The sequence below is a fragment of the Streptomyces sp. NPDC096136 genome (assembly GCF_044763325.1).
Classification (GTDB): domain Bacteria; phylum Actinomycetota; class Actinomycetes; order Streptomycetales; family Streptomycetaceae; genus Streptomyces.
Genome location: NZ_JBIWFZ010000002.1, coordinates 292,051 through 317,594, shown reverse-complemented (window position 1 = coordinate 317,594; position 25,544 = coordinate 292,051). Strand labels below are relative to the sequence as shown.

Below are 25,544 nucleotides of genomic sequence, written 5' to 3'. Positions count from 1 at the left end.
CGGGAAGCTCGGTGCCTGCCTGCCTGCCTGCCTGCCTGTCTGCCTGCCGAGCCGACCGCGGCCGGCCGTGGAGCTCAGCCGTGCAGGCGCGGCTGCTGGGATCCCATGACCGCGAGCCAGACCGGTGGTTCGGCGATCCCGGTGGCGGCCATGCCGTGCGCCGTCTGGAAGGCGCGCAGGACGTCCTCGGTGTCGGTGGTGAACGAGCCCGTCACGGCGGTGGGGTGCCCGGCGTTGGTGAGCAGCGCCTGCAACGCGGTCACCGCGTCGCCCCGGTCGCCGGCCCGTACGGTGACGACCAGCCGGGGCCAGGTCCTGGGCCCCACCCGGCCGTCCGGGTCCAGCCCGCGGGCGCTCTGGAAGCCCTGCACCGCGGTGACGGTCGCCTCGTCGACGGTGCCGGTGACCGCCACGTGGTGGCCGTGGGCCTTGAGCAGGTGTTGTACGGTCCGCGCCTCCCACAGTACGTCTCCGAGCCGGACCACCGGCCAGGACGGGCCCGGGGAGGGCCGCGCGGCCGGGGCGGACGCGGGGGAGGGGGCGGCGGAGGAGTGCGGGGACGGCCCGGCCGGGAGGGGGCGCAAGCAGGTGCCGACCCACACGGCCGCCGCCAGCAGCACCAGATGCCCGAGCACCCGCACCCGGAGGGGAACCCTCACCCGGCGGTGCGCGCGGACGACGTCCTCCCCGGCGCTGCCCCCGGCGCCCGGCTCCCCGGCGGCCACGCGCGCGCGGGGCACGCGCCGCGCGGCGTGGACGGCCTCGGCCAGGGTCAGGGCCTCCTCCAGGCGGGCGGGATCCGCCCGCAGTTCGGCGTGGAGCACCCGGACGACCCGGGACGGCGCCGCCATGGGGCGCCGGGGATTGAGGTAGCGGGACATCGTCGCCTGGTCGACCCCCGCCCGCCGCGCCAGCGCCTTCTGGGTGGGACGCACTCCGGGGTACGCCTCCCACCACTCCCGCAACAGGGAGGTCAGCTCGGCGGCCGGGTCCGGGAGCCGCACGCCGCCGGCTCCCCGCTGGTCACTCTCCACGGCGCATCCCCCGCCATCGTGCATTGCAGCTGGTCACAGCCGTGCATGCATGCGCGCATGTACGCATGGTCACGGCCTGACCCCAGATGGTAGCGGCACCTCAGGTGCGCCGGGCACGGTGGAAGGGCGGAAGACGGCGCCGCGTCCGCCGGCCCCCCCCGCACCCCCACCCCGCTTCCGTGCCCGCCGCGTCCCGGCGGGCGGGCCGGACCCACCGAGAGGACACGAATCCGTGACCACACTGCCCCGCCGCGCCACCGTCACCGCCCTCGCCGCGGCGGTGCCCCTGCTGATCGCCTCCGGCATCGCCCAGGGCGCCCCGGCCACGTACACGCACGAGGCGGCGGCCCGGGAGTTCCGGGCGGCCGGCGTCTCCTGGACGTCCAGCAAGAACTGCTCGAACCGGCGGGACAGCGGGTGCACCTCCTTCACCGGCATCAACCGCGCGACCGTCTCGGGTGCCATCGCCTTCAAGCGGACCAGCCGCTGCACGGTGATCATCACCGGCGGCACGGAGGCGGGCCACAGCACCCGGGGGCAGCACACCCACGGCAACGGCTACAAGGTCGACATGTCCCTCGCCAAGAAGCACGAGAACGACGTGTCGTGCCTGGACGCCTACATCACCGGCCACTACGCGAAGGCCGGCACGCGCAGCGACGGCGCGGCCCTGTACAAGTCGCCGGCCGGCAACGTCTACGCCCGCGAGGGCAGCCACTGGGACGTCACGTACCTCAACGGCAGGGCCTGACCCGGATCGGGACGCCGGCCCGCTCCCTCCCCGAGACCGGGCCGGCCGCCCCCCCCGCCCCCCGGCCTCCGCCCTCCGCTTCCGGTCGGACCCCGCTGCCCAGCCGCGCCTGCGGGCCGACGGCGGGGCCGGTCACTAGCCTGGTCCCATGACTCCCGAGTCCCACCCCGCCCCGGACCGGTACACCGTCGTGCTCCGACCGGGCCCGCCCGGCGTCCAGGACGCCAAGGGCCACGACGCGGTCCTGCGCACCGCCCAGGTCGTGGCCACCGGCGCCACCGGTGTCTCCGGCTACCCGTGCTACGCGGGGGAGGGGGTCCAGGCCGAGATCGACCCCGAGAGCCGGGCCGTGGAGGCCGTCACCGTGGACGGCGAGGAGCTCCCGTACGGCTGGATCGCCCAGCTGACCGACGACGACCCCGGCCGCCGGCGGCGCTGACCCGGAACGGGGCCGCCGTACCGGTACGCCGTCGTCGGGCCGAACGAGGGGATCCCATGGCTGGCTGGCATTGGCTGTTCGGGGACCAGCTCGGTCCCCACTTCCTGGCTCCCGGCGAGCGGGGACCCGCGCCGGACGCGCCCGTCGTGATGGTGGAGGCCCGTTCGGTCTTCCGCCGTCGCCGGTTCCACCGGGCCAAGGCCCACCTGGTGCTCTCCGCCATGCGGCACCGCGCCGCCGAACTCGGCGACCGCGTCCGCTACGTGCGCGCCGAGACCTACGCGGACGGTCTGCGCCGCGTCGCCGGCGGGGCTCCGGTGACCGTGCACCACCCGACCTCCCGGGCCGCGTACGAGCTGGTCGGCTCGATCCCCGGGGTGCGCGTGCTGCCCGCGCGCGGGTTCCTGCTGCCGCAGGCGGCGTTCCGTTCCTGGGCCGGTGGGCGCGAGCGGCTCCGGCACGAGGACTTCTACCGCTGGACGCGCCGCGAACTCGGCCTCCTCATGGACGGAGACGAGCCGGCCGGCGGACGGTGGAACCACGACCGGGCCAACCGCGAGCCACCGCCGAAGGGCCCGCGCACCCTCGGCGTTCCCGCACCGTACCGCCCGCGCGAGGGCGACATCGACGAGGAGGTGCGGGCGGACCTCGACCGGTGGGAGAGGGACGAGGGCGTCCGCTTCGTCGGCCGCGACGGGCCGCGCGCCTTTCCCGCCTCGCGCCGCGAGGCGCTGGCCGCGCTGCGCCGGTTCGTCGGGCACCGCCTGGCCGGCTTCGGCCCGTACGAGGACGCCGTGCTCGCCGGCGACCCCGTGATGAGTCACAGCCTGTTGTCCTCCTCCCTGAACCTGGGGCTGCTCGACCCGGCGGAAGTGGTCGCCGCCGCCGAGGACGCCTGGCGCGCCGGCCGCGTACCCGTACACAGCGCGGAGGGCTTCGTACGGCAGGTCGCGGGCTGGCGCGAGTACGTGTGGCACACCTACTGGTACTTCGGCGAGGACTACCGCCACCGCAACGCCCTGCGGCACCGCGCACCCCTGCCGGACTGGTTCCTGGAACTCGACGCCGATGCCGTCGCCGCGCGCTGCCTGTCCACGGTGCTCGCGCAGGTCCGCGACACGGGGTGGACCCACCACATCCCCAGACTGATGATCCTGGGCAGCCACGCGCTCCAGCGGGGCTGGGACCCACGTGCCGTCACCGACTGGTTCCACCGGTGCTTCGTCGACGGCTACGACTGGGTGATGCTCCCCAACGTGATCGGCATGTCCCAGTACGCCGACGGCGGCCTGATGACCACGAAGCCCTACACCAGCGCGGGAGCGTACATCCACCGCATGAGCGACCTGTGCGACGGCTGCGCCTACCGGCCCGCCGACCGCACGGGTGACCGGGCCTGCCCCTACACCACCGGCTACTGGTCCTTCGTGCACCGCCACCGCGCCCGGCTGGCCGCCAACCCGCGCACCGCCCGGGCCGTGCGGGGGCTGGACCGGCTCGGTGACCTCGACGACGTGCTCCGCACCTGCCGCGAGCAGGGAAGGACCCCGCCGTGACGCCGGGGAGGCCGCCGTCCCCGTGGTCGGTGGCGCCCGACGGAGGCCGTCCCGAGGGGCGCGGATGCTCCCACCTGGCGACCCTGCCGGACCGGCCGGGGGAGCCGTCCGAGGTGTGCGCGTCGTGCCGCGCCCGCGGATGGACCTGGATCCGGCTGAGGTGGTGCGCCACCTGCGGGCACGTCGGATGCTGCGACAGCTCCCGGGGCCGCCACGCGTACGCCCACCACGCCCGGACCGGGCACCCCGTGGTCCTGTCCCTGGCCCCCGACGAGTCCTGGGCCTGGTGCTACGTCGACGAGGTCTTCCTCGTGCGGGAGCCGTAGCGGGGCGGGCGGCGCCTGCGCGGGCCGGTGCGGGGTCAGGGTTCCCGGGTGGCCCCGAGGTCGGCGAGCACTTCGCGGGCCGCCCTCGCCCCGGAGGCGAGCGCCCCCTGGAGCGAGCCCGTCGCGCGGTGGTCCCCGCAGACGTACCGGCCCGGGGCGAGGCGGGTGGTCCGGGTGAGCGGCAGCGGCGGGGGCATGGCGGGAAGGGCGCCCCGCACCGTGACCCGGTGCACCGGCTCCCAGGTCCCGGTGTCCGTCCCGTACGCCTCGGCGAGGGCGCGGACCACGGCGGCCTCCTCCGCCGGGCCCGGGGCGCCGAGTACGGAGGTCGACACCAGGGCCCTGCCGTCACCGGAGAATCCGGGCTGGACCTCGGTGAGGACGCAGGAGTTGAGGAACCTGCGGCGTGCGTCGACGAGCAGGGTGGGTTCGCGAAGGGGCGAGCGTCCGACCGCGTGGTAGAGGGTCGTGACGGTCCGTCCGGGGGTCGGGCGGAGGTCCGGCAGGAGGCGTGCCGCGGCGCCCGCTCCGGTGGCGACGACCACGGCCCGGGCCCGCAGTTCCGCGTCGTCGAGGAGGACTCCGCCGGGCGTCAGGCCGGAAACCGGCGACGAGGTGCGCAGCGCGCCGGGGGGAAGGCCCGCGGCGAGCTGCGCCGGCACGGCGCCGATGCCGTCCCGGGGCAGGCAGAGCGTGCCGCGCAGCATGCTGCGCCAGACCAGGTGGAAGAAGCGTGCGGAGGTCTCCAGGGAGTCCTCCAGGAAGACGCCCGACAGGAAGGGCCGGAAGAACGTCTCGACGAACTCCTCGGAGAACCCGGCGTCGGCCAGGGCCGTCCGCGTGGTGACGTCGGACCGGGCCCGCACCCGCGAAGCCGGCGCGAGCAGGGCGCGGGCCGAGAGGACGCCGAGGGCGAGCACGTCGCGCGGCCCGACCCGCCCGCCGGTGAGGAGGCCGACCCCGTCGCGCGGGCGCCGGGTGGGGTCGCCGAGCCGCAGGCGCCCGGCGTCGGTGTGCACCAGCACCCCGGGGGTGAACGGCCGCAGGCGCAGGGCGCGCAGGTCGAGGCGGCGCTTGACCTGCGGGTAGGCGGTGTTGAACACCTGGAAGCCGCGGTCGGCGGTGAACCCCGCGACCCGGTCGGTGCGGATGCGGCCGCCCACCGCGTCCTCGGCCTCCAGCAGCCGCACGCGCAGGCCGGCGGTGTCGAGGTCCGCGGCGCAGGCCAGTCCGGCGGCTCCCGCTCCGATGACCACGACGTCGTACCGGTCGCCCCGCGCTTCGGCCATGACCGCCTCACACTCCTCGCGCCACTGCTGCGGCCAGGCTACGCGCGGCGGCCGCAGGTGGGGGGAGGGCGCGCGGCCCGGGCCCTGTCGGGTGGAGGGGGCAAGGTCACCCGTTCGAGCTATAGTTACAATCCGTTACAGTCGATTACTGTGGGTTATGTAGGTGGTTGTTGCAGTGAGGGGTGTCGTTCCGTCGGGGGCATGAGGGGCCTCACGTCCGAGCAGAGCCGCGCTCCTCGCGTCGAACACCACCGAAATCCGGAGCCGGCGGCGAACACCGCCCCGGGCTCCACTCCATGGCGACTGCGAGGCAGAAACGGATATGACGTGATCAGACGAACAGCCTGGCGGGCGGTGCTGGCGCTGAGCTGCGCCGGCGCGCTGCTGGTGCCCGGCGCACCGGCCCTCGCCCAGGGCGGCGAGGGCAAGTTGACGGTCAATGTGTTCAGGGAGTTCGCCGCGGCGGGCACGCTCAACCCCCAGATCCAGACCGCCTTGGCCGGGGCGACCCTTCGCGTCACGAGCGAACAGTCCGGGCAGACACAGACCTTCCCGGTCGGTCCCAACGGGACCATCACCATCGACTTCACCACGTGGAGGCGCAGCGGGGGGAAGTACAAGGTCGAGCTGATCGGCTGGCCGAACAAGCACGACCCGGCCACCGGAGCCGGCTTCCTCCAACCCGCGTTCGCCGGCACGGGGCTCTCCTCCCACCTCAACTTCGTGGACCTGGAGGACGGCCAGGACGTCACGCTCAACCTGGCGGTGTGGAACCCCGACGACTACTGCCAGGACAACCCGACCCTGGCCACGGCCTGTATGCAGGCGGCGACCAAGCCGGGCGAGAAGACGCTCGTCACCTTCCCGTACAACTCCCGCGGCGACACCCAGGGCAGCAACACCAATCCGAGGCCGATCGCCACCGTCCAGAACACCGGCGCCGTCTACGGGCTGGCCTACCGGAAGAAGGACAAGCGGCTCTTCTCCGGGGCCTACGCCAAGCGCCACACCGAGTACGGCCCCGACGGCCAGGGCGCGATCTACGTGACCGACCGGAACACCGGCGCCACCAGCCTGTTCGCGAAGGTGCCGAACGCGGGCACCACCGCGCACAACCAGAGCAACCGGGTGGACGCCCCCTTCGCCAACCGGCCCGGCAAGGAGTCCCTCGGCGACATCGAGATCTCCGCGGACGGCTCGGAGCTGTACGTCGTCAACATGAACGACGGCAACCTCTACACCTACGACGCGACCCAGGCCACGGCCGCCACCTTCAAGCGCGCACCGGTCAAGATCCCGGACTCCGCCTGCTCCCCCGCGGGCGACTGGCGGCCGATGGGACTGGGCGTGCGCGACGGAGTGGTGTACGCGGGCGGAGTCTGCTCCGCCGAGAGCACGCAGGACCCCACCAAGCTGCGGGCGGTGGTCTGGGCGTACGACCCCGTCACCGCCACGTTCGGCGCGGCGCCGCTCGTCGACGAACCGCTGAACTTCCCCCGCGACCCCGCCCAGGACCCCACGCCGGGTGACTGGAAGCCGTGGACGCAGGACAACCTGGCGCAGTTCCCCACCGGATACACGTCCTATCCGCAGCCCATGCTCAGCGACATCGAGGTCGAGCGGGACGGAAGCCTGGTCCTGGGCTTCCGCGACCGGTTCGGCGACCAGTCCGGGCTGGTGATCCCCAACGCCAACCCGGCCGGGGGCATCGAGAGCACCGTCACGGGCGGCGACATCATCAAGGTCTGCCGCAAGGCGACCGGCACCTACCACTGGGAAGGCAGCGCCGACTGCCCCCGCCCGCAGGGCGGCGGCGAGTGGTTCACCGGCGACACCTACTACACCGGGACCGGCCACCGGGAGACGGCGCAGGGCGCGCTCGCGCTCCCGCTGCAACAGACCACCATCGCCAGCACGATCCTGGACCCGTACCGCGTCATCAACTCCGGCGGGATCGGGTGGTTCGACCGGACCACGGGCCACCGCGACGCGACGCAGGACGGGTTCGGAGTCGTCTACGACACCGACGGCGGTTTCGGCAAGGCCCACGGCCTGGGCGACCTGGAGCTGCTCTGCGACGAACCGCCGGTCCAGATCGGCAACCGCGTCTGGCTCGACGACGGCGGCGGCACGCAGAACGCCAGGTACGACGAGACCCTCGGGATCAAGGGGGTGACCGTCACGCTCAAGGACGCGACGGGACGGGTCATCGCGACGAAGAAGACCGACGCCAAGGGCGAGTACTACTTCGACCACCGCGACGGGCTCCAGCCGAACACCGACTACACCGTGGAGTTCGACAAGACCACGGTGGACACCGGCAACCTGCCCCCCTACATCACCTCACCCGCCGACCTGATGTGGACACCCACCACGGGCCGCGACCCGGCGACCAACTCGGACGCCGAGCCGACCGGCGGGAACAACCAGGCCCCGACGGCGGTGGCGAAGGTCAGGACCGGTCCTCCGGGCTCGGTCAACCACGACCTGGACGCCGGGATGTGGGCGGGCACCTGACCGCCGCCCGCCCCGGCCGGGGGACCCGGACGGCGCCGTTGCGGCCGCCCGGGCCTCCGGCCCCCCGGCAGGCCCGCACGCTCAGGAGAACAACGGAGCGCCCAGCGGGTGCGCCTCCGTGTACCCCGGCAGTACGAGAAAGGTGCCGGACGCGGTGGCCGTGGCGAAGGACGCCAGTTCGTCGCCGTCGTCCAGCCGCTGCTGCGTCGCCACGAACGTGCGCAGTTCGCGCTGGAAGCAGATGAACAGCAGCCCGCGGTCCTCCGGTCCGTTGGCGTAGCTGTAGCCGCGGCGCAGCATCAGTCCGCTGCCCGTGCCGTTGGGATGGGCGCGGCGGGCGTGGGCCATGGCCGGGATCAGGTACCGGCCCCGCGCGGACTTCGCGCCCAGGTCCATGGGCGCGTCCGGGCCCCCGCCGGTCAAGGGCGCCCCGTCCTCGCGGCGTCGCCCGATCGCCCGCTCCTGCTCGGCGGTGTCCTGGGCGAGGAAGCGCCGCACGTCCAGCCGCAGGCGCCGCACCACGGCGACCGTGCCGCCCCGTACCCGGGCCGGGGCCGGCAGCCACACCTCCCGGTCCAACTCCCTGCCGGTGCGCGGCGCGACCATTCCGTCCAGGAACCCCAGCAGATTGCGCACCGGCACCCGCTCTCCGGACCCTCCCGGTGGAGCGGGCGGCCGGAAGCCGTGCTGCGACCAGCGGGGCGCCGCCGACCGCTCCTGGAGCCAGGACCGCAGGTCGTCATCGGCCAGCGTCGCCACGTGCGGGTCCGACGCGCAGACCTGCACCATCAGATCGCCGCCCCGGGCCGAGTCGGCCATCTCTTCGCGGGCGAAACCCGGCAGTTCACGGGCCCCGTGCAGCTCCCCGTCCACGGCGGCCACGAGACGGGGGCCCACCCCCACGGTGACGGTCAGATCGCCCCGCGGGAGTCCGCTCAACGCGGCAGCGCCACCCCGGCCGGTGAGAGCGAGGACACGGGTGCCCAACGCGGCGAAGACCCTCCCGCTCCGGCGCACGACATCAGGGCCGGAGGCGTCCGGGTCCCCGGCTCCGGGCAGGTCGTAGACCGACAGGACCACGTGCCGCTGGGGCTGCACCGGCCGGTCGACCCCGGCCTGGCGCCCGCCCCGGGCGGACACGGGCACCGCTCCCGGGGCCGAGGACGACGCTCCGCTCCCGGACGTCCCCGCCGGGGAGGCCCCGTCGGGGGATGCCGGCGACCGCCCCCGCGCCGAGCCGACCACGTATCCGGTGACCCCGGCAGCCGCGGCGGCCGCCGCGCCCCCCGTCAGCACCCTGCGCCGCGACGGTCGTTGCCCCGTGCCCGATCCACTGGAATGTGTACTGTCAGTAGTCACTCGCGTACTCTAAGCTAACTCTCGCTGTCCTTACGGATCGGAAGAAAGCGCACATGATGCCGCTCATCGCCCGTCGGGCACAGGCCCGTTGGCGCGCCGTGACGCTGGGCGCAGCGCTCGTCGCCGCACTCGTGTGCGGCGGCTGCACGGGGAACGACACCGCCACCGACGGCCATGCGCCGGCCCGCCCGGCCCGGTCCGCGACCATCCGGGTACCGGGGGAGGCGGCGACGATCAACGCCGCCCTCGACCGGGCCCACCCCGGAGACCTCGTACTCGTCTCACCCGGCGTGTACCACGAGAGCGTCCGGGTGCGCACCGACCGCGTGGTGCTGCGGGGCACCGACCGCAACCGCGTCGTCATCGACGGCCAGGGCCGGCGCTCCAACGGCATCGTGGTCACGGCCGCGGGCGTCTCCGTGGAGAACCTGACCGTCGCCAACCACCTCCTCAACGGCGTCCTGGTCACCGGTATGAGCGGCGCCGACGGCGGACTCGCCCGCGGCAGCGACGGCTACCAGCACCTGGACCCGGCCCGCTTCCCTCCCCTCGACGGCTTCCGCGTCCGCTACGTCACCGCGCACGCCAACGGCCTCTACGGCATCTACGCGTTCAACGCCCGCAACGGCGTGATCGAGCGCAACCACGCCTCCGGCAGCGCCGACTCCGGCCTCTACGTGGGCCAGTGCAAGCCCTGCAACGTGCTCGTCCAGGACAACATCGCCGACCACAACGCCATCGGCTACGAGGGCACCAACGCCAGCGGACCCGTCTGGGTGCTGCGCAACCGGTTCACCCGCAACCGGGTCGGCATGACGATCGACACCGACTACCAGGAAGCCCACGTACCCCAGACCGGCGGAGTCATCGCCGGCAACCTGGTGGCCGACAACAACGCCCCCGACACCCCCGAGCAGGCCGACGGCGGCTTCGGGATCGGCATCGGCATCGCCGGCGGCCAGCACAACACGCTGCGGCGCAACCGCGTCAGCGGCAACTCCCGCGCCGGTATCGTCCTCACCTCCCACGAGGACGTACCTCCCCTGGGCAACCGGCTCGAAGACAACACACTGTCCGACAACGGGGTCGACATCTCCTACCAGGCGTCCACCCGAGCCCCCGGAGAGGGCAACTGCCTGCACGGCAACACCCTGCGGCGCACCCTGCCCGACGACCTGACCCGCACCGCCCCCTGCCCCGGGGGGAACAGCCGGTCCGCCGCCGCGGCGCCCCCCACCCGCACCGCCCCGCCACCGGCCGGAGTCGCCTTCCTCGACGTCACCCCGCCCCCCGCCCAGCCGCAGCTCCCCGACGCCGCGAACGCACCCGCCGAACCCGCGCTCCACCTGCCCGGTGACGTCGACCCCGACCGCGTACCCCTGCCCGCACCGGACCTGCTCGCCGCACGTCCCCGGCAGGGCGGGACCGCACGATGACACCGCCACCCCGCCGCACCCTGCCGCGCCTCTCCGCCTACGGCATCGCCCTGGCCCTCCTGACGCTCCTCGGCGTTGCGGCCTGCACCCAGGAGAAGCCGCGCCCCGCGCCCTCCGCAGCCGCCTCACCCGCCCTGACCACCCCCCAGGCCGAACTGCTCGCCCTCACCCGGTTCGCCAACTACCGGCGCGGAACGGCCCAGGTCACAGCCGACATCCCCGTCCCAGGGAAGTCCGCCCGGCTCACCGGCCGCCTCGACTGGCGTCACGGCACGGGCCTGGCCCTCCTCCAGATCGACGGCGGCGCCCGCGACCAGGGCCGCCACCTGCTGAGCTGGACCCGCACGACGGTCTCCATGCAGCGCGACTGGACCGGCTCCCTCCCCGCCCACCCACCCCAGAACGGCTGGACCGAGCATCCGCTCACGGCCCGGGCGTCCACCGTCGACACCACGCTCCTCCTCCTGCTCAACCTGGCCGCGAACCGCCCCGACAACGCCCAACTGCTGCTCCACAGCGGCGCCCGCCACCTCGGCTCCGAGAAGGTGGACGGCACCCCCGTCACGGTGTTCGCCGGCCCGTCGACCACCACGCCCCCGGGGGCCACCCGGGAGGCGGCCCGCACCGTCGCGGGCCGCACCCGCTACTGGATCGACGCCGACGGCCGACTCCGCCGCTTCTCGGCCCACCTCGGCAGCGGCACCGACTGGCTGGTGGCGACCTTGTCCGCGTGACACCCGGCCCGGGGCGCACATCTCATGCCGCCGTCCGAAACGTGGACGCCCTTGCCGGTGCCCCGGATCGAACCCGTAGGCTGGCGGTGCAGCTGGTTCGCCCCGTCCGCCAGGCGGGATGCGTCGTAAGAGGGAACCCGGTGGGAATCCGGGACTGCCCCGCAGCGGTGAGCGGGAACGACCGCCGTCATACGCACTGGGACCGTCAGGTCCTGGGAAGCGACGGCCAGTAGGGGCCCGCCGGCAGATCAGGAGAGCCGGCAGGCGTGCCCGCGAGTCCGAAGACCTGCCCGTTGCCCGCGCCCGGCCCCATGCCGTGCACGGACATCCCGGTGACCTCGTGGGCGGGTCGGCGTACACGGCGAGACGGTCGACCGCGCGTGCCGCGTGGGGTCGCGACCGTCCGTTTCCGGTACCCCTTCGCGCCTTCGGGTCCCATCGGGATCTCAGGGATCCATCTCGTGAAGGAGATCTCCGTGACCACCGAGTCCGCAGCCGCGGCAGCAGGCGCCACCGTCCACGGCTACCCCCGCCAGGGCGGCAACCGTGAGCTGAAGAAGGCGATCGAGGGGTACTGGAAGGGCCGCGTCGGCGCCGACGCCCTCCGCGCCACCGCCGCAGGACTGCGCCGCACCGCCTGGCAGCAGCTCGCCGCCGCCGGCCTCACCGAAGTGCCCACCGGGGACTTCTCGTACTACGACCACGTGCTCGACACCACCGTCATGGTCGGCGCGATCCCCGCACGCCACCGGGCCGCCGTCACCGACGACGCCCTGGCCGGCTATTTCGCCATGGCGCGCGGCACGCAGGACGTGCCGCCGCTGGAGATGACCAAGTGGTTCGACACCAACTACCACTACCTCGTCCCCGAGCTGGGGCCGGACACCGTCTTCAGCCCGGATCCGGCGAAGCAGGTCGCCGAGCTCGGTGAGGCCCTCGCCCTCGGCCACACCGCACGCCCCGTCCTGGTCGGCCCCGTCACCTACCTGCTGCTGGCCAAGCCGGCACCGGGCGTGGCGGCGGACTTCGAGCCGCTGACCCTCCTGGACCGGCTGCTGCCGGTGTACGCGGAGGTCCTCGCGGCCCTGCGCGCCGCCGGGGCCGAGTGGGTGCAGCTCGACGAGCCGGCGCTGGTGCAGGACCGCACCCCGGCGGAGCTGAACGCGGCCACCCGCGCCTATCGGGACCTCGGCGCCCTCACCGACCGGCCCAGGCTGCTGGTCGCCTCGTACTTCGACCGGCTGGGCGAGGCGCTGCCCGTCCTGGCGAAGGCGCCGGTCGAGGGCCTGGCCCTCGACTTCACCGGCCCGGCCGCCCGCAACCTCGACGACCTCGCGGCCGTCGGCGGACTGCCCGGCAAGCGCCTGGTCGCCGGGGTCGTGAACGGCCGCAACATCTGGGTCAACGACCTGGAGCGGTCCCTGGCCACCCTCGGCACCCTGCTGGGCCTGGCCGGCCGGGTGGACGTGGCCGCCTCCTGCTCCCTGCTGCACGTCCCGCTCGACGCGGCGGCGGAGCGGGACGTCGACCCGCAGATCCTGCGCTGGCTGGCCTTCGCCCGGCAGAAGACCGCCGAGATCGCCACCCTGGCGAAGGGCCTCGGGTCCGGCACCGCCGCGGTGGCCGGAGAACTCTCCGCCAACCGGGCCGCCCTCGCCTCCCGGGCGGCCTCCCCCCTGACCCACGACCCCGCCGTCCGCACCCGCACCGCGGCCGTCACCGCCGCCGACGCCCGCCGCGCCCAGCCGTACACCGAGCGCAGCGCCGCCCAGCGGGCCCACCTGGGCCTGCCGTTGCTGCCGACCACCACGATCGGGTCCTTCCCGCAGACCGACGAGCTGCGCACGGCCCGCGCGGACCTGCGGGCCGGACGGATCGACACGGCCGGGTACGAGGCGCGCATCAGGAGCGAGATCGAGGAAGTGGTCTCCTTCCAGGAGAAGGCCGGGCTCGACGTCCTGGTGCACGGCGAGCCCGAACGCAACGACATGGTGCAGTACTTCGCCGAACAGCTCACCGGCTGCCTGGCCACCCGCCACGGCTGGGTGCAGTCCTACGGCACGCGCTACGTCCGCCCGCCGGTGCTGGCCGGGGACATCTCGCGGCCCGCGCCGATGACCGTCCGCTGGACCTCGTACGCCCAGTCCCTGACGGCCAGGCCGGTCAAGGGCATGCTCACCGGGCCGGTCACCATGCTCGCCTGGTCCTTCGTACGCGACGACCAGCCGCTCGGCGACACCGCCCGCCAGGTCGCGCTCGCCCTGCGGGACGAGGTGGCCGACCTCGAGGCGGCCGGGACCGCGGTGATCCAGGTGGACGAGCCCGCCCTCCGCGAAACGCTGCCGCTGCGATCGGCCGACCGCGCCGACTACCTCGCCTGGGCCACCGAGGCCTTCCGCCTCACCACCTCCGGTGTCCGGCCGGACACCCAGATCCACACCCACATGTGCTACGCCGAGTTCGGCGACATCGTCCAGGCCATCGACGACCTCGACGCCGACGTCATCAGCCTGGAGGCGGCCCGCTCCCACATGCAGGTCGCCCGCGAACTGGCGGCCCACGGCTACCCCCGCGAGGCGGGTCCCGGCGTCTGGGACATCCACTCCCCGCGCGTCCCCGGCGTCGCGGAGGCGGCCGGTCTGCTGCGCAGGGGGCTGGAGGCGATCCCGGCCGAGAGGCTGTGGGTCAACCCCGACTGCGGCCTGAAGACCCGCGGCTGGGCCGAGACGCGTGCCTCCCTGGAGCACCTGGTGGCCGCTGCCCGTGAGGTCCGCGCCGCCCTCACCGGCGACCACGCCTGACCGTCGCGCACCGAGCCCTGCCGCCCCGGACGTCCGGGGCGGCAGGGCTCCGCCGCGGGCCGGGCGGCCGTGGGGGACGTGCGGCTCAGCCGCGGTCCCGGGCCACGGGGTAGGGGATGAAGGTGCTGCTGTTCTCGTCGACGGTCAGGGTCCGGCCCAGGGGCGGGACGGCGCGCTGGGGGCAGTCGAGGCGTTCGCAGAGCCGGCAGCCCATGCCGATGGGGGTGGCGGCGGAGGCGTTGTCCAGGTCGAGGCCGTCGGAGTAGACGAGCCGGGGCGCGTGGCGGATCTCGCAGCCCAGGCCGATGGCGAAGGTCTTGCCGGGCTCGCCCCAGCCGCCGCGGTGGCGGGTCACGGCCCGGGCGGTCCACAGGTAGCGCTGTCCGTCGGGCATGGCGGCGACCTGGACGTGGATCCGGCTGGGCGCGGCGAAGGCCTCGTACACGTTCCACAGTGGGCAGGTACCGCCCGCACGGGAGAAGTGGAATCCGGTCGCGGACTGCCGCTTGGAGAGGTTCCCGGCCCGGTCGACCCGGACGAAGGAGAACGGGACCCCGCGCAGCCTCGGGCGTTGCAGGGTGCTGAGGCGGTGGCAGACGGTCTCGTAGCCGAGGCCGAAGTGGTCGGTGAGGCGCTCGATGTCGTAGCGGAACTCCTCGGCCGCCGTGTGGAAGGCGCTGTAGGGGAGGACCAGCGCGGCCGCGAAGTAGTTGGCGATGCCGATCCGTGCCAGGCCGTGGGCGGGGGAGCCGGGTGCGAAGTCCTCGGTGGCGAGCCGGTCCAGCTCCTCGTCGTACTCGAGCAGGGCGAGCTGGGTGGCCATGCGGAAGGCCTGCTGGCCGGGACGGAGCCGGCTGGACAGGTACAGGACGCCGGCCGCGCCGTCGAAGTGGTGGAGGCGGTCCGAGCCGGACGCGAGGCGGATCCCGTGGCGCTCGGCGAGGCGGTCCGCGAGCACGCGGACGACCTCTCCGGGGCGGATCCCCATCTTGCGGGCGAGGCCCTCGGCGGCGAGGTCGGTGTCGTGGAGGTAGTTCTGGCGGCGGTAGAAGAACTCGCGGATCTCCTCGTGCGGTGAGCGCGGTGCGGCCGGGCCGCCGTCCCGGCCGTCCGTGGTGTCCGCCAGCCGTTCGGCCAGGAGCTGGCCGCGCCGGCCGAGGTCCAGCAGGACGGAGGCCACCGCGGGCATGCGGGTGGCGAGTTCGGCGAGGTCGGAGGCGGAGACGCGGGCCTCGGCGAGCTCGCCCGCCAGGGCCTCGCGCAGGTCCGCGACGAGACGGCTGGTGTCGCGTTCCGAGAAGAAGCCCGGATCCACTCCGAACGCCTCGGTGAGCCGCAGCAGGACGGGCACGGTGAGGGGCCGGGAGTCGTGCTCCATCTGGTTCAGGTAGCTGGGGGAGATGGCCAGGACACGGGCCAGCTCGGCCTGGCTCATCCGGCGCTCCTCACGCAGCCGCCGCAGCCGCGCACCCGCGTACGTCTTGCCCACCTGGACTCCTCAGCCTCGATCGGCTCCAGGCTACGCATGATCCTTGCGTCTCCCCCCTTCGCAAGCTTGGCAAATCTGCCGCGGAAGATTCGCAGAACTTGGCATGTGTACCTCATTGATGGCACTGCGTGCCGCTGTCAGAGTCTGTCGTGCGGCCCGCCGGACCCCGGCGGCCCAGGCCGACACGCTGGGCCCGATTCATGCTCTGACGTCGGAGTTCCTGGCAGTCCAAGCTGGCCGACCTGCAGCATCGCTCAGCTCCTCCTCAGGTGGGGCCGGCGGCCGCAACCCACATTCTCGGCACACAGTGCCAATATCCCGCCGCAAGGGACGGGAGGTTGGCAGACCGAGCGACTCACGGAGACGGTGACGGTCATGGCAGACACCAACACGACGGCGGCGGCCGAGCAGCTCAAGCGGCGCTGGGCCACGGACCCCCGCTGGGCGGGCATCGAGCGCACCTACACCGCCGAGGACGTGGTCCGGCTCTCCGGCAGCGTCCGCGAAGAGCACACCCTCGCCCGGCGCGGCGCCGAACGGCTGTGGCGACAGCTCCACGACCTGGACTACGTCCACGCCCTCGGCGCGCTCACCGGCGGCCAGGCGGTCCAGCAGGTGCGGGCCGGCCTCCAGGCGGTCTACCTGTCCGGCTGGCAGGTCGCCGCCGACGCCAACCAGTCCGGCCACACCTACCCCGACCAGTCCCTCTACCCGGTCAACTCCGTCCCGCAGGTGGTCCGTCGGATCAACAACGCGCTGCTGCGCGCCGACCAGATCGCCACCGCCGAGGGCGGCGCGGACACCACGGACTGGCTGGCCCCGATCGTCGCCGACGCCGAGGCCGGCTTCGGCGGTCCCCTGAACGCCTTCGAGCTGACCAAAGCGATGATCGCGGCCGGCGCCGCGGGCATCCACTACGAGGACCAGCTCGCCTCCGAGAAGAAGTGCGGCCACCTCGGCGGCAAGGTCCTCGTCCCCACCTCCCAGCACGTCCGCACCCTCAACGCGGCCCGCCTCGCCGCCGACATCGCCGACACCCCCACCCTGGTCATCGCCCGCACGGACGCCCTCGCGGCGACCCTGCTGACCAGCGACGTGGACGAGCGCGACGCCGAGTTCTGCACGGGCGAGCGCACCGCCGAGGGCTTCTACCACGTCCGCAACGGCATGGCTCCCGTCATCGCCCGCGGCCTGGCCTACGCCCCCTACGCCGACCTCATCTGGGTCGAGACCGGCACCCCCGACCTCGCCCAGGCCCGCGAGTTCGCCGAGGCCGTCCACGCGCGGTACCCGGACCAGATGCTGGCCTACAACTGCTCGCCCTCCTTCAACTGGAAGGCCGCCCTGGACGACGACCAGATCGCCAAGTTCCAGCGCGAACTCGGCGCCATGGGCTACAGGTTCCAGTTCATCACCCTGGCCGGGTTCCACTCCCTCAACCACGGCATGTTCGACCTCGCCCGCGGCTACGCCGAACACGGCATGACCGCCTACGTCGACCTCCAGGAGCGCGAGTTCGCCGCCCAGCAGCACGGCTTCACCGCCGTCAGGCACCAGCGCGAGGTCGGCACCGGCTACTTCGACCTCGTCTCCACCGCCGTCAACCCCGCCTCCTCCACCACCGCCCTCACCGGCTCCACGGAAGAGGAGCAGTTCCACTGAGGCGCCCCGCCCGCGCCGGCCGCCCCCGGCCGGAGCTCCGCGTCGCAGCGAGCCGGACGGCCCTGCCCGTCCGGCCCCCGTCCACCCCCTCTCAGGAGACGGCATGACCACCACCGCCACCACGCACCGGGTCCGGGTCCTCGCGGCACCGGGCGCCCGCCACGAGGAGATCCTCACCGCGGAAGCACTCGCCTTCGTCGGCCGCCTGGCCGAGGCGTTCGGCGAGCGCCGCCGGCTGCTGCTCAAGGAGCGCCGCCGCCAGGCGATCCGGATCGCCACCGGATCCCCCCTGGACTTCCCGATCGCCACCTCCGCCGTCCGCGCCGACCCCACGTGGCGCGTGGCCCCGCCCGCCCCGGGCCTGGAGGACCGGCGGGTGGAGATCACCGGCCCGCCCGAGCGGCGCACGACGGTCGACGCCCTCAACTCCGGTGCCCAGGTCTGGATGGCCGACTTCGAGGACGCCACCGCACCCACCTGGACCAACATCGTCGGCGGCCAGCTGAACCTCCTCGACGCCACCCGGCGACGGATCGACTTCACCGCGCCCGAGGGCAAGGAGTACCGCCTCGGCGAACAGCTGCCCACCCTCGTGGTCCGGCCCCGGGGCTGGCACCTCCTGGAAGAGCACCTGGAGTTCGGAGGCCGTCCCGTACCCGCTTCGCTCGTCGACTTCGGGCTGTACTCCTTCCACTGCGCGCAACGGCAGATCGACGCCGGGCGCGGCCCGTACTTCTACCTGCCCAAGCTGGAGAACCGCTACGAGGCCCGGCTCTGGAACGACGTCTTCGTCCTCGCCCAGGACCTCCTCGGCATCGACCGCGGCACCGTCCGCGCCACGGTCCTCATCGAGACGATCACCGCCGCGTTCGAGATGGAGGAGATCCTCTACGAGCTGCGCGAGCACTCCGCCGGCCTCAACGCGGGACGCCGGGACTACCTCTTCAGCCTGATCAAGACCTTCGGCCACCGCACCGACTTCCAGCTCCCCGACCGGGCACGCGTCACCATGACGGCGCCCTTCCTGCGGGCCTGCACCGAACTCCTCGTCCGCACCTGCCACAAGCGCGGCGCCCACGCCATCGGAGGCATGGCCGCGCACCTCCCGGGCAAGGACCCCGAGGCGAACGACGCGGCCCTGGCCGCGGTGCGCCTGGACAAGGAGCGCGAGGCCGAGGACGGGTTCGACGGGTCCTGGGTCGCCCATCCCGGCCTGGTCCCCGTCTGCCGGGAGGTCTTCGACGGAGTCCTGGCCGGGCGCCCGCACCAGCTGGACCGCACGCGGGAGGACGTGCAGGTCGCGGCCGCGGACCTGCTCTCCGTACGGCGGACCAGCGGCCCGCCCACCGAGCAGGGCGTACGCACCGGCATCGCCGTCGCGCTGCGGTACTTCGACGCCTGGCTGCGCGGTCAGGGGGCCGTGGCCCTCGACGGACGCATGGAGGGCGCCGCCACCGCGGAGATCGCCCGCGTGCAGATCTGGCAGTGGCTGCGCCACCGGGCCATCGACCGCGACACGGTGCTGCGGATCCTCGACGAGGAGCTCGCCGCACTCGGCGCCCAACACCCCTGGGCCGCCGTCGACGACGTGCGGGAGCTGTTCGAGCGCACCGCCCTCGCCGGTGAACTCCCGCTCTTCTTCACCCCTGACGCCTACACCCGCCACCTCGTGCGCATTCCGGAGGCACACGCATGAGCACCGCCGTCCGCAGGGTCGGGATCGTCGGCGGCGGACAGATGGGCGCCGGCATCGCCGAGGTCTGTGCCCGCGCCGGACTCGACACCGTCGTGTGCGAGGCCGACGCCGACGCCGCCCGGGCATCCCGCGAACGGGTGGCCGTCTCCCTGGAGCGCGCCGTCCAGCGGGGCAAGCTGGACCGGATCTCGGCCGAGGACGCGCTGACCCGCCTCGTCTTCACCGGCAGCCTCGACGACCTCGCCGACCGGCAGCTCGTCATCGAGGCGGTGACCGAGGACGCGGACGTCAAGACCGAGACCTTCGCGGCCCTGGACAAGATCGTCGAGGACCGGGGGGCGATCCTGGCGACGAACACCTCCTCGCTGCCCGTCATGCGCCTGGGCATGGCCACCGGGCGCGCCGACCGGGTCGTGGGCCTCCACTTCTTCAACCCGGTGCCCGTCCTGCCGCTGGTCGAGGTCGTCTCCTCGCTGCACACCTCCCGGGAGACCGTGGAGACGGTGGAGGCCTTCGCCCGCGAGTTGCTGGGCAAGACGACGATCCGGTCGAAGGACCGGGCCGGATTCGTCGTCAACGCCCTCCTCGTCCCCTACCTGCTGTCGGCGGTCCGCATGGCCGAGTCGGGCTTCGCCACCCCGGCCGACATCGACGCGGGCATGGAACGCGGCTGCGCCCATCCCATGGGCCCGCTGAAGCTCGCCGACCTCATCGGCCTCGACACGGTCGCCGCGATCGCGCAGTCCCTCTACGACGAGTTCAAGGAACCCCTCTACGCGCCGCCCCCGCTGCTGATGCGGATGGTGCAGGCGGGGCTGCTGGGCCGCAAGGCGGGCCGGGGGTTCCACGCCTACGACCGGGACCGCTGAGGGACCCGGCGCCGGCTCAGTCGGCTTCGCCCACCAGCTCCTCCAGTACGTCCTCCATGGTGACGAAGCCGACGACCGCGCCCCGGGTGTCCGTGACGGCGGCGAGGTGGGTGCCGGCGTCGCGCATGGCGGTCATGGTGTCGTCCAGCGGGGTGCGCAGCGCCACCGTGGTGACCGTGTGGAGCGCGCCGGACGGGAAGGGCGCGGCCCGGTCGGCCGCGCCCAGGGCGTCCTTGATGTGCAGGAAGCCCAGGACCACGTCTTCCGGACCGGTGACCACCAGACGGGAGAAGCCGTGTGCGGCGGCGGTCCGCTCCAGTCCGCGCGGGGTGACGCCCCGGTCCACGGTGACGAATCCGGCCCGCGGGATCATGATCTCGCCGACGGTGCGGGTGCCGAGTTCCAGGGCGTCGCGCAGGCGTGCGCCGCCCTCGGGGCCGATGAGTCCGGCGTCCTGGGAGTCCTTGACCAGGCGGGCGAGTCCGTCGTCGGTGAAGACGGCGGAGACCTCGTCCTTCGGTTCCACCTTCAGCAGCCGCAGCAGGGCGTTGGCGAAGGCGTTGACGCCGAAGACGACCGGGCGCAGGGCACGGGTGAGGGCGACCAGCGGCGGGCCGAGGAACAGCGCGGTCGGCGCCGGGGCGGCGAGCGCGACGTTCTTCGGGACCATCTCGCCGATCAGCATGTGCAGATAGGTCGCCAGGGCCAGCGCGATCACGAAGGCGACGGGGTGGATCAGTGCCCCGGGTACGCCGATCGCCTCGAAGGGCGGCTCCAGCAGGTGTGCGATGGCCGGTTCGGCGACGGCGCCGAGGACCAGCGAGGAGACGGTGATGCCGAGCTGGGCGGTGGCCAGCATCGCCGAGAGGTGCTCCAGGGCCCAGAGCGTCGTCTGCGCCCGCCGGCTGCCCTTGAGGGCCTCCGGCTCGATCTGGCTGCGGCGTACGGAGATCAGCGCGAACTCGGCGCCGACGAAGAAGGCGTTGGTGACCAGGGTCAGGGCGCCGATCAGCAGCTGGAGCGTGGTCACCGGTTCTCCTCCGCGGTCTGTGCGGTGTCGGCGCCGGCGGGCGCGGGCGCGGTGATCCGCACCCGGTCGGCGCGGTGGTGCTCCGTCCGCAGGACCGCGAGCTGCCAGCCCTCGACCTCGACGCGGTCGTCCTCCACGGGAATGCGCTCCAGGCGGGTGGCGACGAGGCCGGCCAGGGTCTCGTACGGGCCTTCGGGGACGGTGAAGCCGATCTCCTCCAGCCGGTCCGTGCGGACGCTGCCGTCGGCCTCCCAGACCGCGCGCCCGTCCGCCGACGGCCCGCACGCGGCCAGATCGGGGACCTCGCTCGGGTCGTGCTCGTCGCGGACCTCGCCCACGACCTCCTCGACGACGTCCTCCACGGTCGCGACGCCGGCGGTGCCACCGTACTCGTCGATGACGACGGCCATGGTCCGCGCCTCGCGCAGCCGGCGCAGCAGGGTGTCGACGGCGAGGGAGTGCGGGACCAGCAGCGGGGGAGTCATGAGCCCGGTGACGGGGGTCAGGCCCCGCTCGTCCTCGTCGAGGGCCAGGACGTCGCGCACGTGCAGGGTGCCGATGACCTCGTCCAGCGTGTCCCGGTACACGGGGAAGCGGGACAGGCCGGTGGCCAGCGTCAGGTTCGCGGCGTCGGCGGCGGTGGCGTGGGCCTCCAGGGCCTGTACGTCCACGCGCGGGGTCATGACGTTCTCGGCGGTCAGGTCGCCCAGCCCGAGCGTACGGACGAACAGCTCGGCCGCATCGGCCTCCAGGGCGCCCTCCCGGGCCGAGTGCCGGGCCAGCGCGACGAGTTCCTCCGCCGTACGGGCGGAGGCCAGCTCCTCGGCCGGCTCCAGGCCGAAGCGGCGCACCAGGCGGTTGGCCGTGCCGTTCAGGTGCCGGATGAGCGGTGCGAAGGCGGCCGTGAAGGCGCGCTGCGGGCCCGCGACGACCTTGGCGACGGCCAGCGGCCGGGAGATCGCCCAGTTCTTCGGGACCAGTTCGCCGACCACCATGAGCACGAGGGTCGACAGCGCCACGCCGAGGAGGGTCGCGGTGGCCGGCACCGCGCCCGACGGCAGGCCGGCGGCTTCCAGGGGGCCGCGCAGCAGCACGGACGCGGACGGCTCCGCGAGCATGCCGATGACCAGGGAGGTCACCGTGATGCCGAGCTGTGCCCCGGACAGCTGGAAGGTGAGCCGCTTCGCGGCCTTGAGGGCGCCCTCGGCACCCCGTTCACCGGCTTCGACGGCTCGGTCGAGCTCGCTGCGCTCGACCGTGGTCAAGGAGAACTCGGCGGCCACGAAGACGGCGCAGGCCAGCGTCAGCGCGAACGCGACGAGCAGCAACAGGATCTCGGTCACCGCGCCACCCCCGCTCCCGGCTCGTTGATCTTCGGGCAGGTCGTGGCACGGCAGGGACTGGGAGGTTCACCCATTGCGGGTCTGCTGCTCCGTTCGCTCTCGGCGGGCCGACGGCCCGGTCTGCTGTTCGGTCGCCGACAGTATCCGCAACCTTTGGGTAAAGGGCAAGTAAAGCGATGAGGGGTTCCCGCTCGCCGCCGGACCGTTGCGGTGTCGGCGGTTTGCGGCGGACCCGCCGCTCATGTACTTCTACAGCCGTGTAGATTTCAGCACTGATGATCTTCGTTGACTGAAGGAGTGAGCGCCGCCATGGTGTTCAAGCGACTGCTCGGCTCGATCGGCGTCGGCGGCCCCGCCGTCGACACGGTCCTCGATCCCGTGAGCGCCGTGCCCGGCGGCAGCCTGTCGGGCGAGGTCCGGCTCACCGGCGGCCGGGCCGACTTCGAGATCGAGCACATCACGCTCGAACTCGTCGCCCGTGTCGAGGCCGAGACCGGCCACGGCGAGCGCGACGGCGCCGTCGTCTTCGAGCGCTTCACCGTGGGCGGCGGCTTCCGCCTCCGCGAGGGCGAGCGGCGCAGCGTGCCGTTCGCGGTCACCCTCCCCTGGGAGACCCCCGTCACCGAGCTGCACGGCCGGCCGCTCGGCATCGTCCTCGGCGTGCGGACGGAACTCGGCGTGGCAGGCGCCAAGGACAAGGGCGACCTCGACGCGCTCGCCGTGCGCCCCCTCCCCGTCCAGGAAGCTGTCCTGGAGGCCCTGGGGCAGCTCGGGTTCGGCTTCAAGTCCGCCGACCTGGAGTACGGGCGCATCGGCGGCACCGGCCAGCAGCTGCCCTTCTACCAGGAGATCGAGCTCAGCCCCGCGCCGCAGTACGCCCACCAGGTCGGCGAGATCGAGGTCACCTTCCTCGCCCACCCGGCCGGCATGGACGTGGTCCTGGAGGCCGACAAGCGCGGCGGCCTCTTCTCCGAGGGGCGCGACGCCCTCGCCCGCCACACCGTTCACCACGACCAGGCAGCCCGCACGGACTGGAACGCCGAGGTCGACGCCTGGATCCGTGCCCTGGTCGCGTCCCGCACCGCCCGGGCGGCGGCGGTCCACGGCCCGTACGCGCACGGCGGCCACGACCCGCACGAGGGCGACCACGGCCACGGCGGCCACCACCGCTCCGGCCCCGGCATCGGTACGGCGGTCGCGGCGGGTGCCGCCGGCCTCGCCGTCGGTGTGGTCGGCGGCATGGTGGCCGCCGAAGCCGTCGACGAGATCGGCGACTTCCTCGAAGGCGACGAGGACGAGTCCTGACGGCCCGGCGCACCTCCGCCGGCAGGACCCGGCCGGATCAGGTCAGTTCTCGGCCAGCACGATGACGTGGTCGGCCTCGGCCAGCACGAGCGGATCGGACCTGGAGGGATTGAGGCGGACGCCGTAGCGCGGGGCCCGGTCGCCGTGGCCCGCGACGCGGTAGCCGATGGCGGTCTCGCCCCGCCGGCGGGCGGCCTCGACGACGGTGGCGAAGTTCGCCTCGGCGCCCGCGCGCAGGTAGTCCCCGGCGGGCTTGAGGTAGATCTCGGAGCCCGCGGGGTCGAACAGGTCCGCCAGGACCTCGTACAGGGCTCCGTTCTCGGCGAGTTGGGTCAGCAGGAGGCAGATCAGCTTGGTGCTGACGATGAAGTCGTCGGCCTTGGTGACCTGGGCCACCTCCCGGTTGGCGTCGTCGTTCATCTCGGTGACGATCGAGTACGGGTCACCCAGCCCCACTTCGATGTCGCGCAGGTGGAGGAGGGTGACCAGGGTCCGGTCGTCGGCGAGATCGGGATCGACGCTCTCGTCCGAGAGGACGATGATGTGCTGGTAGCCGCCGAGATCCAGGGACTCCAGGGACCGCCGGCTGGTCGGCTCGCAGGTCTTGTGGCCCACGGTGAGGTTGTCGCGCTCGGCCTCCAGGGCCTCGTCCGGGCGGCGGGGCGCGGCGACGTCGATGACCGAGCCCTCCCTGACCAGTTGGTCGAGCAGGCCGATGATCTTCGGTGCGCGGGAGTTCCACCCGATCATCAGGGTGCGGTCCGGTACGGCCGCCCGGCCGGGCGTGGAGACCACGGCCGAGGAGAGGACGTCGGGCCGGTCGTCGGTCAGTCTGATGAGCAGGTCGTCCTCGGCGATCACGATCATGCTGTCTTCGGGGCCGATCACGGTGTCCATGGCGGGATTGACCCGGGTGCCGCCGTCCCTCCGGTGGATCCCGATGGGGACGCCGAGTTCGTAACGGCTGAGCGCCTCGCCGTACGTCGTCCCGGTCAGGGCGGGCTCGCGGCGCATGTAGATCTCGTTGCCGAAGAAGCTGAGCAGTTCGTCGCAGACGGTGGAGAGGCCGGTCTGCCGGTGGGACTGCACCACGAGCCGCACGGCGAAGTCGTCGGCGTCGATGACCAGGGCGCTGCCGCCCGCCGCCAGGCGGGCCACGGCCAGGTTGTCCGAGTCCTGGACGGCGGCCACGACCTGGGGCCGGGGGCTGTTCCACGTGCGGTTGTTGAGCAGGAGCAGCGTCTTGATGACGTTGGTGTCGCGGTCGTCACCCGTGGGCGGCAACACCATGATCGACTTGGCGGTGTCCGGGCTGACCAGCTCCAGGTCCTCACGCTTGAGCGGGCTGCCCGAACGGCAGATGACGCGCGTCTGCCCCGTCTCGGGCACGCGCAGCCGGATCTGCTCCTCCATGTCGACCTTGTCTCGGTCGGCCAGGACGACCACGCACGAACGCCGCTCGCTCTGGTTGGCCTCGACCAGCTCGGCGACCACCGTGAAGACCTGCTCCGACCAGCCGAGCAGGATGGTGTGGTCGCGCTCGATGATGCGCGAGCGGCCCTTGCGCAGCCGCTGGAGCCGGGCCTCCAGGCCGGTGGTCAGCACGCCGATGAGCGCGCTGACGATGAAGATGCCGCCGAGGGTGACGGACAGCATCAGCGCGAGGAAGACCGGTCCGCCGTCATCGCCGCCCATGGTGCCGGGGTCGAGCGTGCGCAGCAGGCTCATCCAGGCCACGCCGGCCCAGCCGCCGTTGGCCTCCGTGTCCCCGTCGGTGAGCAGCACCACCAGCGTGGTGACCACGGTGATCAGCGCGGCCGAGGCGAGTGCCAGCCACGCCATCAGGGCGGAGACCCCGCGGTCCATCGTGCCGTCGAACCAATAGCGCAGCCGGTCCCACACCCTCGC

The 25,544-nt window shown here is 73.4% G+C and carries 19 protein-coding genes and 1 riboswitch; of the genes, 12 read left to right on the top strand and 7 right to left on the bottom strand.

Features of this window, described 5'->3' with window-relative positions:
- Nucleotides 1–74: 74 nt before the first annotated feature.
- Nucleotides 75–1,034 carry a peptidoglycan-binding protein gene (locus ACIRBY_RS04495; RefSeq protein WP_403895991.1) on the bottom strand — a complete coding sequence of 320 codons (960 nt, stop codon included), beginning with the start codon at nt 1,032–1,034 and terminating at the stop codon, nt 75–77.
- A gap of 232 nt (nt 1,035–1,266) precedes the next feature.
- Here ACIRBY_RS04495 and ACIRBY_RS04490 point away from each other — a divergent pair, with 232 nt between their 5' ends.
- The 4 genes from ACIRBY_RS04490 to ACIRBY_RS04475 all read left to right on the top strand — a co-directional run bounded on the left by ACIRBY_RS04490 (nt 1,267) and on the right by ACIRBY_RS04475 (nt 4,106).
- Entirely contained in the window at nt 1,267–1,785 is a 519-nt protein-coding gene (locus ACIRBY_RS04490) for a hypothetical protein (RefSeq protein ID WP_403895988.1), read from the top strand.
- Between the two features lie 148 nt (nt 1,786–1,933).
- Nucleotides 1,934–2,224 (top strand): hypothetical protein, encoded by a 291-nt coding sequence (locus ACIRBY_RS04485; RefSeq protein ID WP_390689777.1) that lies wholly within the window; start codon nt 1,934–1,936, stop codon nt 2,222–2,224.
- Nucleotides 2,225–2,280: 56 nt separating this feature from the next.
- On the top strand, nt 2,281–3,780 hold the full coding sequence (locus ACIRBY_RS04480) for a cryptochrome/photolyase family protein (RefSeq protein WP_403895984.1): 1,500 nt from the start codon (nt 2,281–2,283) through the stop codon (nt 3,778–3,780).
- A gap of 29 nt (nt 3,781–3,809) precedes the next feature.
- Nucleotides 3,810–4,106: a UBP-type zinc finger domain-containing protein gene (locus ACIRBY_RS04475; protein WP_403896887.1), complete on the top strand. Its 297-nt coding sequence runs from the start codon at nt 3,810–3,812 to the stop codon at nt 4,104–4,106.
- A gap of 35 nt (nt 4,107–4,141) precedes the next feature.
- Here ACIRBY_RS04475 and ACIRBY_RS04470 read toward each other — a convergent pair whose 3' ends face one another.
- Nucleotides 4,142–5,395 (bottom strand): FAD-dependent oxidoreductase, encoded by a 1,254-nt coding sequence (locus ACIRBY_RS04470; RefSeq protein WP_403895981.1) that lies wholly within the window; start codon nt 5,393–5,395, stop codon nt 4,142–4,144.
- A gap of 327 nt (nt 5,396–5,722) precedes the next feature.
- On the opposite strand from ACIRBY_RS04470, the gene ACIRBY_RS04465 reads away from it, so the two are divergent.
- Entirely contained in the window at nt 5,723–7,912 is a 2,190-nt protein-coding gene (locus ACIRBY_RS04465) for an SdrD B-like domain-containing protein (RefSeq protein ID WP_403895978.1), read from the top strand.
- Between the two features lie 81 nt (nt 7,913–7,993).
- On the opposite strand, the gene ACIRBY_RS04460 is transcribed toward ACIRBY_RS04465, so the two are convergent.
- Nucleotides 7,994–9,052 carry a Dyp-type peroxidase gene (locus tag ACIRBY_RS04460; RefSeq protein WP_403895975.1) on the bottom strand — a complete coding sequence of 353 codons (1,059 nt, stop codon included), beginning with the start codon at nt 9,050–9,052 and terminating at the stop codon, nt 7,994–7,996.
- Between the two features lie 272 nt (nt 9,053–9,324).
- Here ACIRBY_RS04460 and ACIRBY_RS04455 point away from each other — a divergent pair, with 272 nt between their 5' ends.
- The 3 genes from ACIRBY_RS04455 (at nt 9,325) to metE (ending at nt 14,242) form a co-directional block, all read left to right on the top strand.
- Entirely contained in the window at nt 9,325–10,707 is a 1,383-nt protein-coding gene (locus tag ACIRBY_RS04455) for a nitrous oxide reductase family maturation protein NosD (protein ID WP_403895972.1), read from the top strand.
- Entirely contained in the window at nt 10,704–11,441 is a 738-nt protein-coding gene (locus ACIRBY_RS04450; protein WP_403895969.1) for a hypothetical protein, read from the top strand. The genes ACIRBY_RS04455 and ACIRBY_RS04450 overlap by 4 nt, the downstream gene beginning before the upstream one ends.
- A 126-nt stretch (nt 11,442–11,567) precedes the next feature.
- Nucleotides 11,568–11,729: riboswitch (cobalamin riboswitch) on the top strand.
- A 188-nt stretch (nt 11,730–11,917) separates the two neighbouring features.
- On the top strand, nt 11,918–14,242 hold the full coding sequence (metE, locus tag ACIRBY_RS04445; RefSeq protein WP_403895966.1) for a 5-methyltetrahydropteroyltriglutamate--homocysteine S-methyltransferase: 2,325 nt from the start codon (nt 11,918–11,920) through the stop codon (nt 14,240–14,242).
- Between the two features lie 85 nt (nt 14,243–14,327).
- Here the strand turns inward: metE and ACIRBY_RS04440 are convergent, their stop codons facing one another.
- A complete protein-coding gene (locus ACIRBY_RS04440; RefSeq protein WP_403895963.1) occupies nt 14,328–15,731 on the bottom strand; it encodes a short-chain fatty acyl-CoA regulator family protein in 1,404 nt (467 codons plus the stop codon).
- Nucleotides 15,732–16,106: 375 nt separating this feature from the next.
- Between ACIRBY_RS04440 and aceA the strand changes: the two genes are divergently transcribed.
- The 3 genes from aceA (at nt 16,107) to ACIRBY_RS04425 (ending at nt 19,958) form a co-directional block, all read left to right on the top strand.
- Nucleotides 16,107–17,393: an isocitrate lyase gene (gene aceA / locus ACIRBY_RS04435; protein WP_403895960.1), complete on the top strand. Its 1,287-nt coding sequence runs from the start codon at nt 16,107–16,109 to the stop codon at nt 17,391–17,393.
- A gap of 103 nt (nt 17,394–17,496) precedes the next feature.
- Nucleotides 17,497–19,089, top strand: coding sequence for a malate synthase A (gene aceB, locus ACIRBY_RS04430; RefSeq protein ID WP_403895957.1), 1,593 nt, complete (start codon nt 17,497–17,499; stop codon nt 19,087–19,089).
- Nucleotides 19,086–19,958 carry a 3-hydroxybutyryl-CoA dehydrogenase gene (locus ACIRBY_RS04425; RefSeq protein ID WP_403895954.1) on the top strand — a complete coding sequence of 291 codons (873 nt, stop codon included), beginning with the start codon at nt 19,086–19,088 and terminating at the stop codon, nt 19,956–19,958. The genes aceB and ACIRBY_RS04425 overlap by 4 nt, the downstream gene beginning before the upstream one ends.
- 16 nt (nt 19,959–19,974) lie before the next feature.
- On the opposite strand, the gene ACIRBY_RS04420 is transcribed toward ACIRBY_RS04425, so the two are convergent.
- Both ACIRBY_RS04420 and ACIRBY_RS04415 read right to left on the bottom strand, forming a co-directional pair.
- Nucleotides 19,975–20,988 carry a hemolysin family protein gene (locus ACIRBY_RS04420; protein WP_403895951.1) on the bottom strand — a complete coding sequence of 338 codons (1,014 nt, stop codon included), beginning with the start codon at nt 20,986–20,988 and terminating at the stop codon, nt 19,975–19,977.
- Nucleotides 20,985–22,331, bottom strand: coding sequence for a hemolysin family protein (locus ACIRBY_RS04415; protein WP_403895948.1), 1,347 nt, complete (start codon nt 22,329–22,331; stop codon nt 20,985–20,987). The genes ACIRBY_RS04420 and ACIRBY_RS04415 overlap by 4 nt, the downstream gene beginning before the upstream one ends.
- A 309-nt stretch (nt 22,332–22,640) precedes the next feature.
- On the opposite strand from ACIRBY_RS04415, the gene ACIRBY_RS04410 reads away from it, so the two are divergent.
- A complete protein-coding gene (locus ACIRBY_RS04410; protein WP_403895946.1) occupies nt 22,641–23,636 on the top strand; it encodes a sporulation protein in 996 nt (331 codons plus the stop codon).
- Nucleotides 23,637–23,678: 42 nt separating this feature from the next.
- On the opposite strand, the gene ACIRBY_RS04405 is transcribed toward ACIRBY_RS04410, so the two are convergent.
- Nucleotides 23,679–25,538, bottom strand: coding sequence for a potassium transporter TrkA (locus tag ACIRBY_RS04405; RefSeq protein WP_403895944.1), 1,860 nt, complete (start codon nt 25,536–25,538; stop codon nt 23,679–23,681).
- Nucleotides 25,539–25,544: the final 6 nt, after the last annotated feature.

Bases quoted from the DNA above. Each gene is read 5' to 3' on its own strand.
- ACIRBY_RS04485 (WP_390689777.1), top strand. From the start codon at position 1,934: ATGACTCCCGAGTCCCACCCCGCCCCGGACCGGTACACCGTCGTGCTC.
- ACIRBY_RS04480 (WP_403895984.1), top strand. From the start codon at position 2,281: ATGGCTGGCTGGCATTGGCTGTTCGGGGACCAGCTCGGTCCCCACTTC.
- ACIRBY_RS04470 (WP_403895981.1), bottom strand. From the start codon at position 5,395: ATGGCCGAAGCGCGGGGCGACCGGTACGACGTCGTGGTCATCGGAGCG.
- ACIRBY_RS04455 (WP_403895972.1), top strand. From the start codon at position 9,325: ATGATGCCGCTCATCGCCCGTCGGGCACAGGCCCGTTGGCGCGCCGTG.
- ACIRBY_RS04450 (WP_403895969.1), top strand. From the start codon at position 10,704: ATGACACCGCCACCCCGCCGCACCCTGCCGCGCCTCTCCGCCTACGGC.
- aceA (WP_403895960.1), top strand. From the start codon at position 16,107: ATGGCAGACACCAACACGACGGCGGCGGCCGAGCAGCTCAAGCGGCGC.
- aceB (WP_403895957.1), top strand. From the start codon at position 17,497: ATGACCACCACCGCCACCACGCACCGGGTCCGGGTCCTCGCGGCACCG.
- ACIRBY_RS04425 (WP_403895954.1), top strand. From the start codon at position 19,086: ATGAGCACCGCCGTCCGCAGGGTCGGGATCGTCGGCGGCGGACAGATG.
- ACIRBY_RS04410 (WP_403895946.1), top strand. From the start codon at position 22,641: ATGGTGTTCAAGCGACTGCTCGGCTCGATCGGCGTCGGCGGCCCCGCC.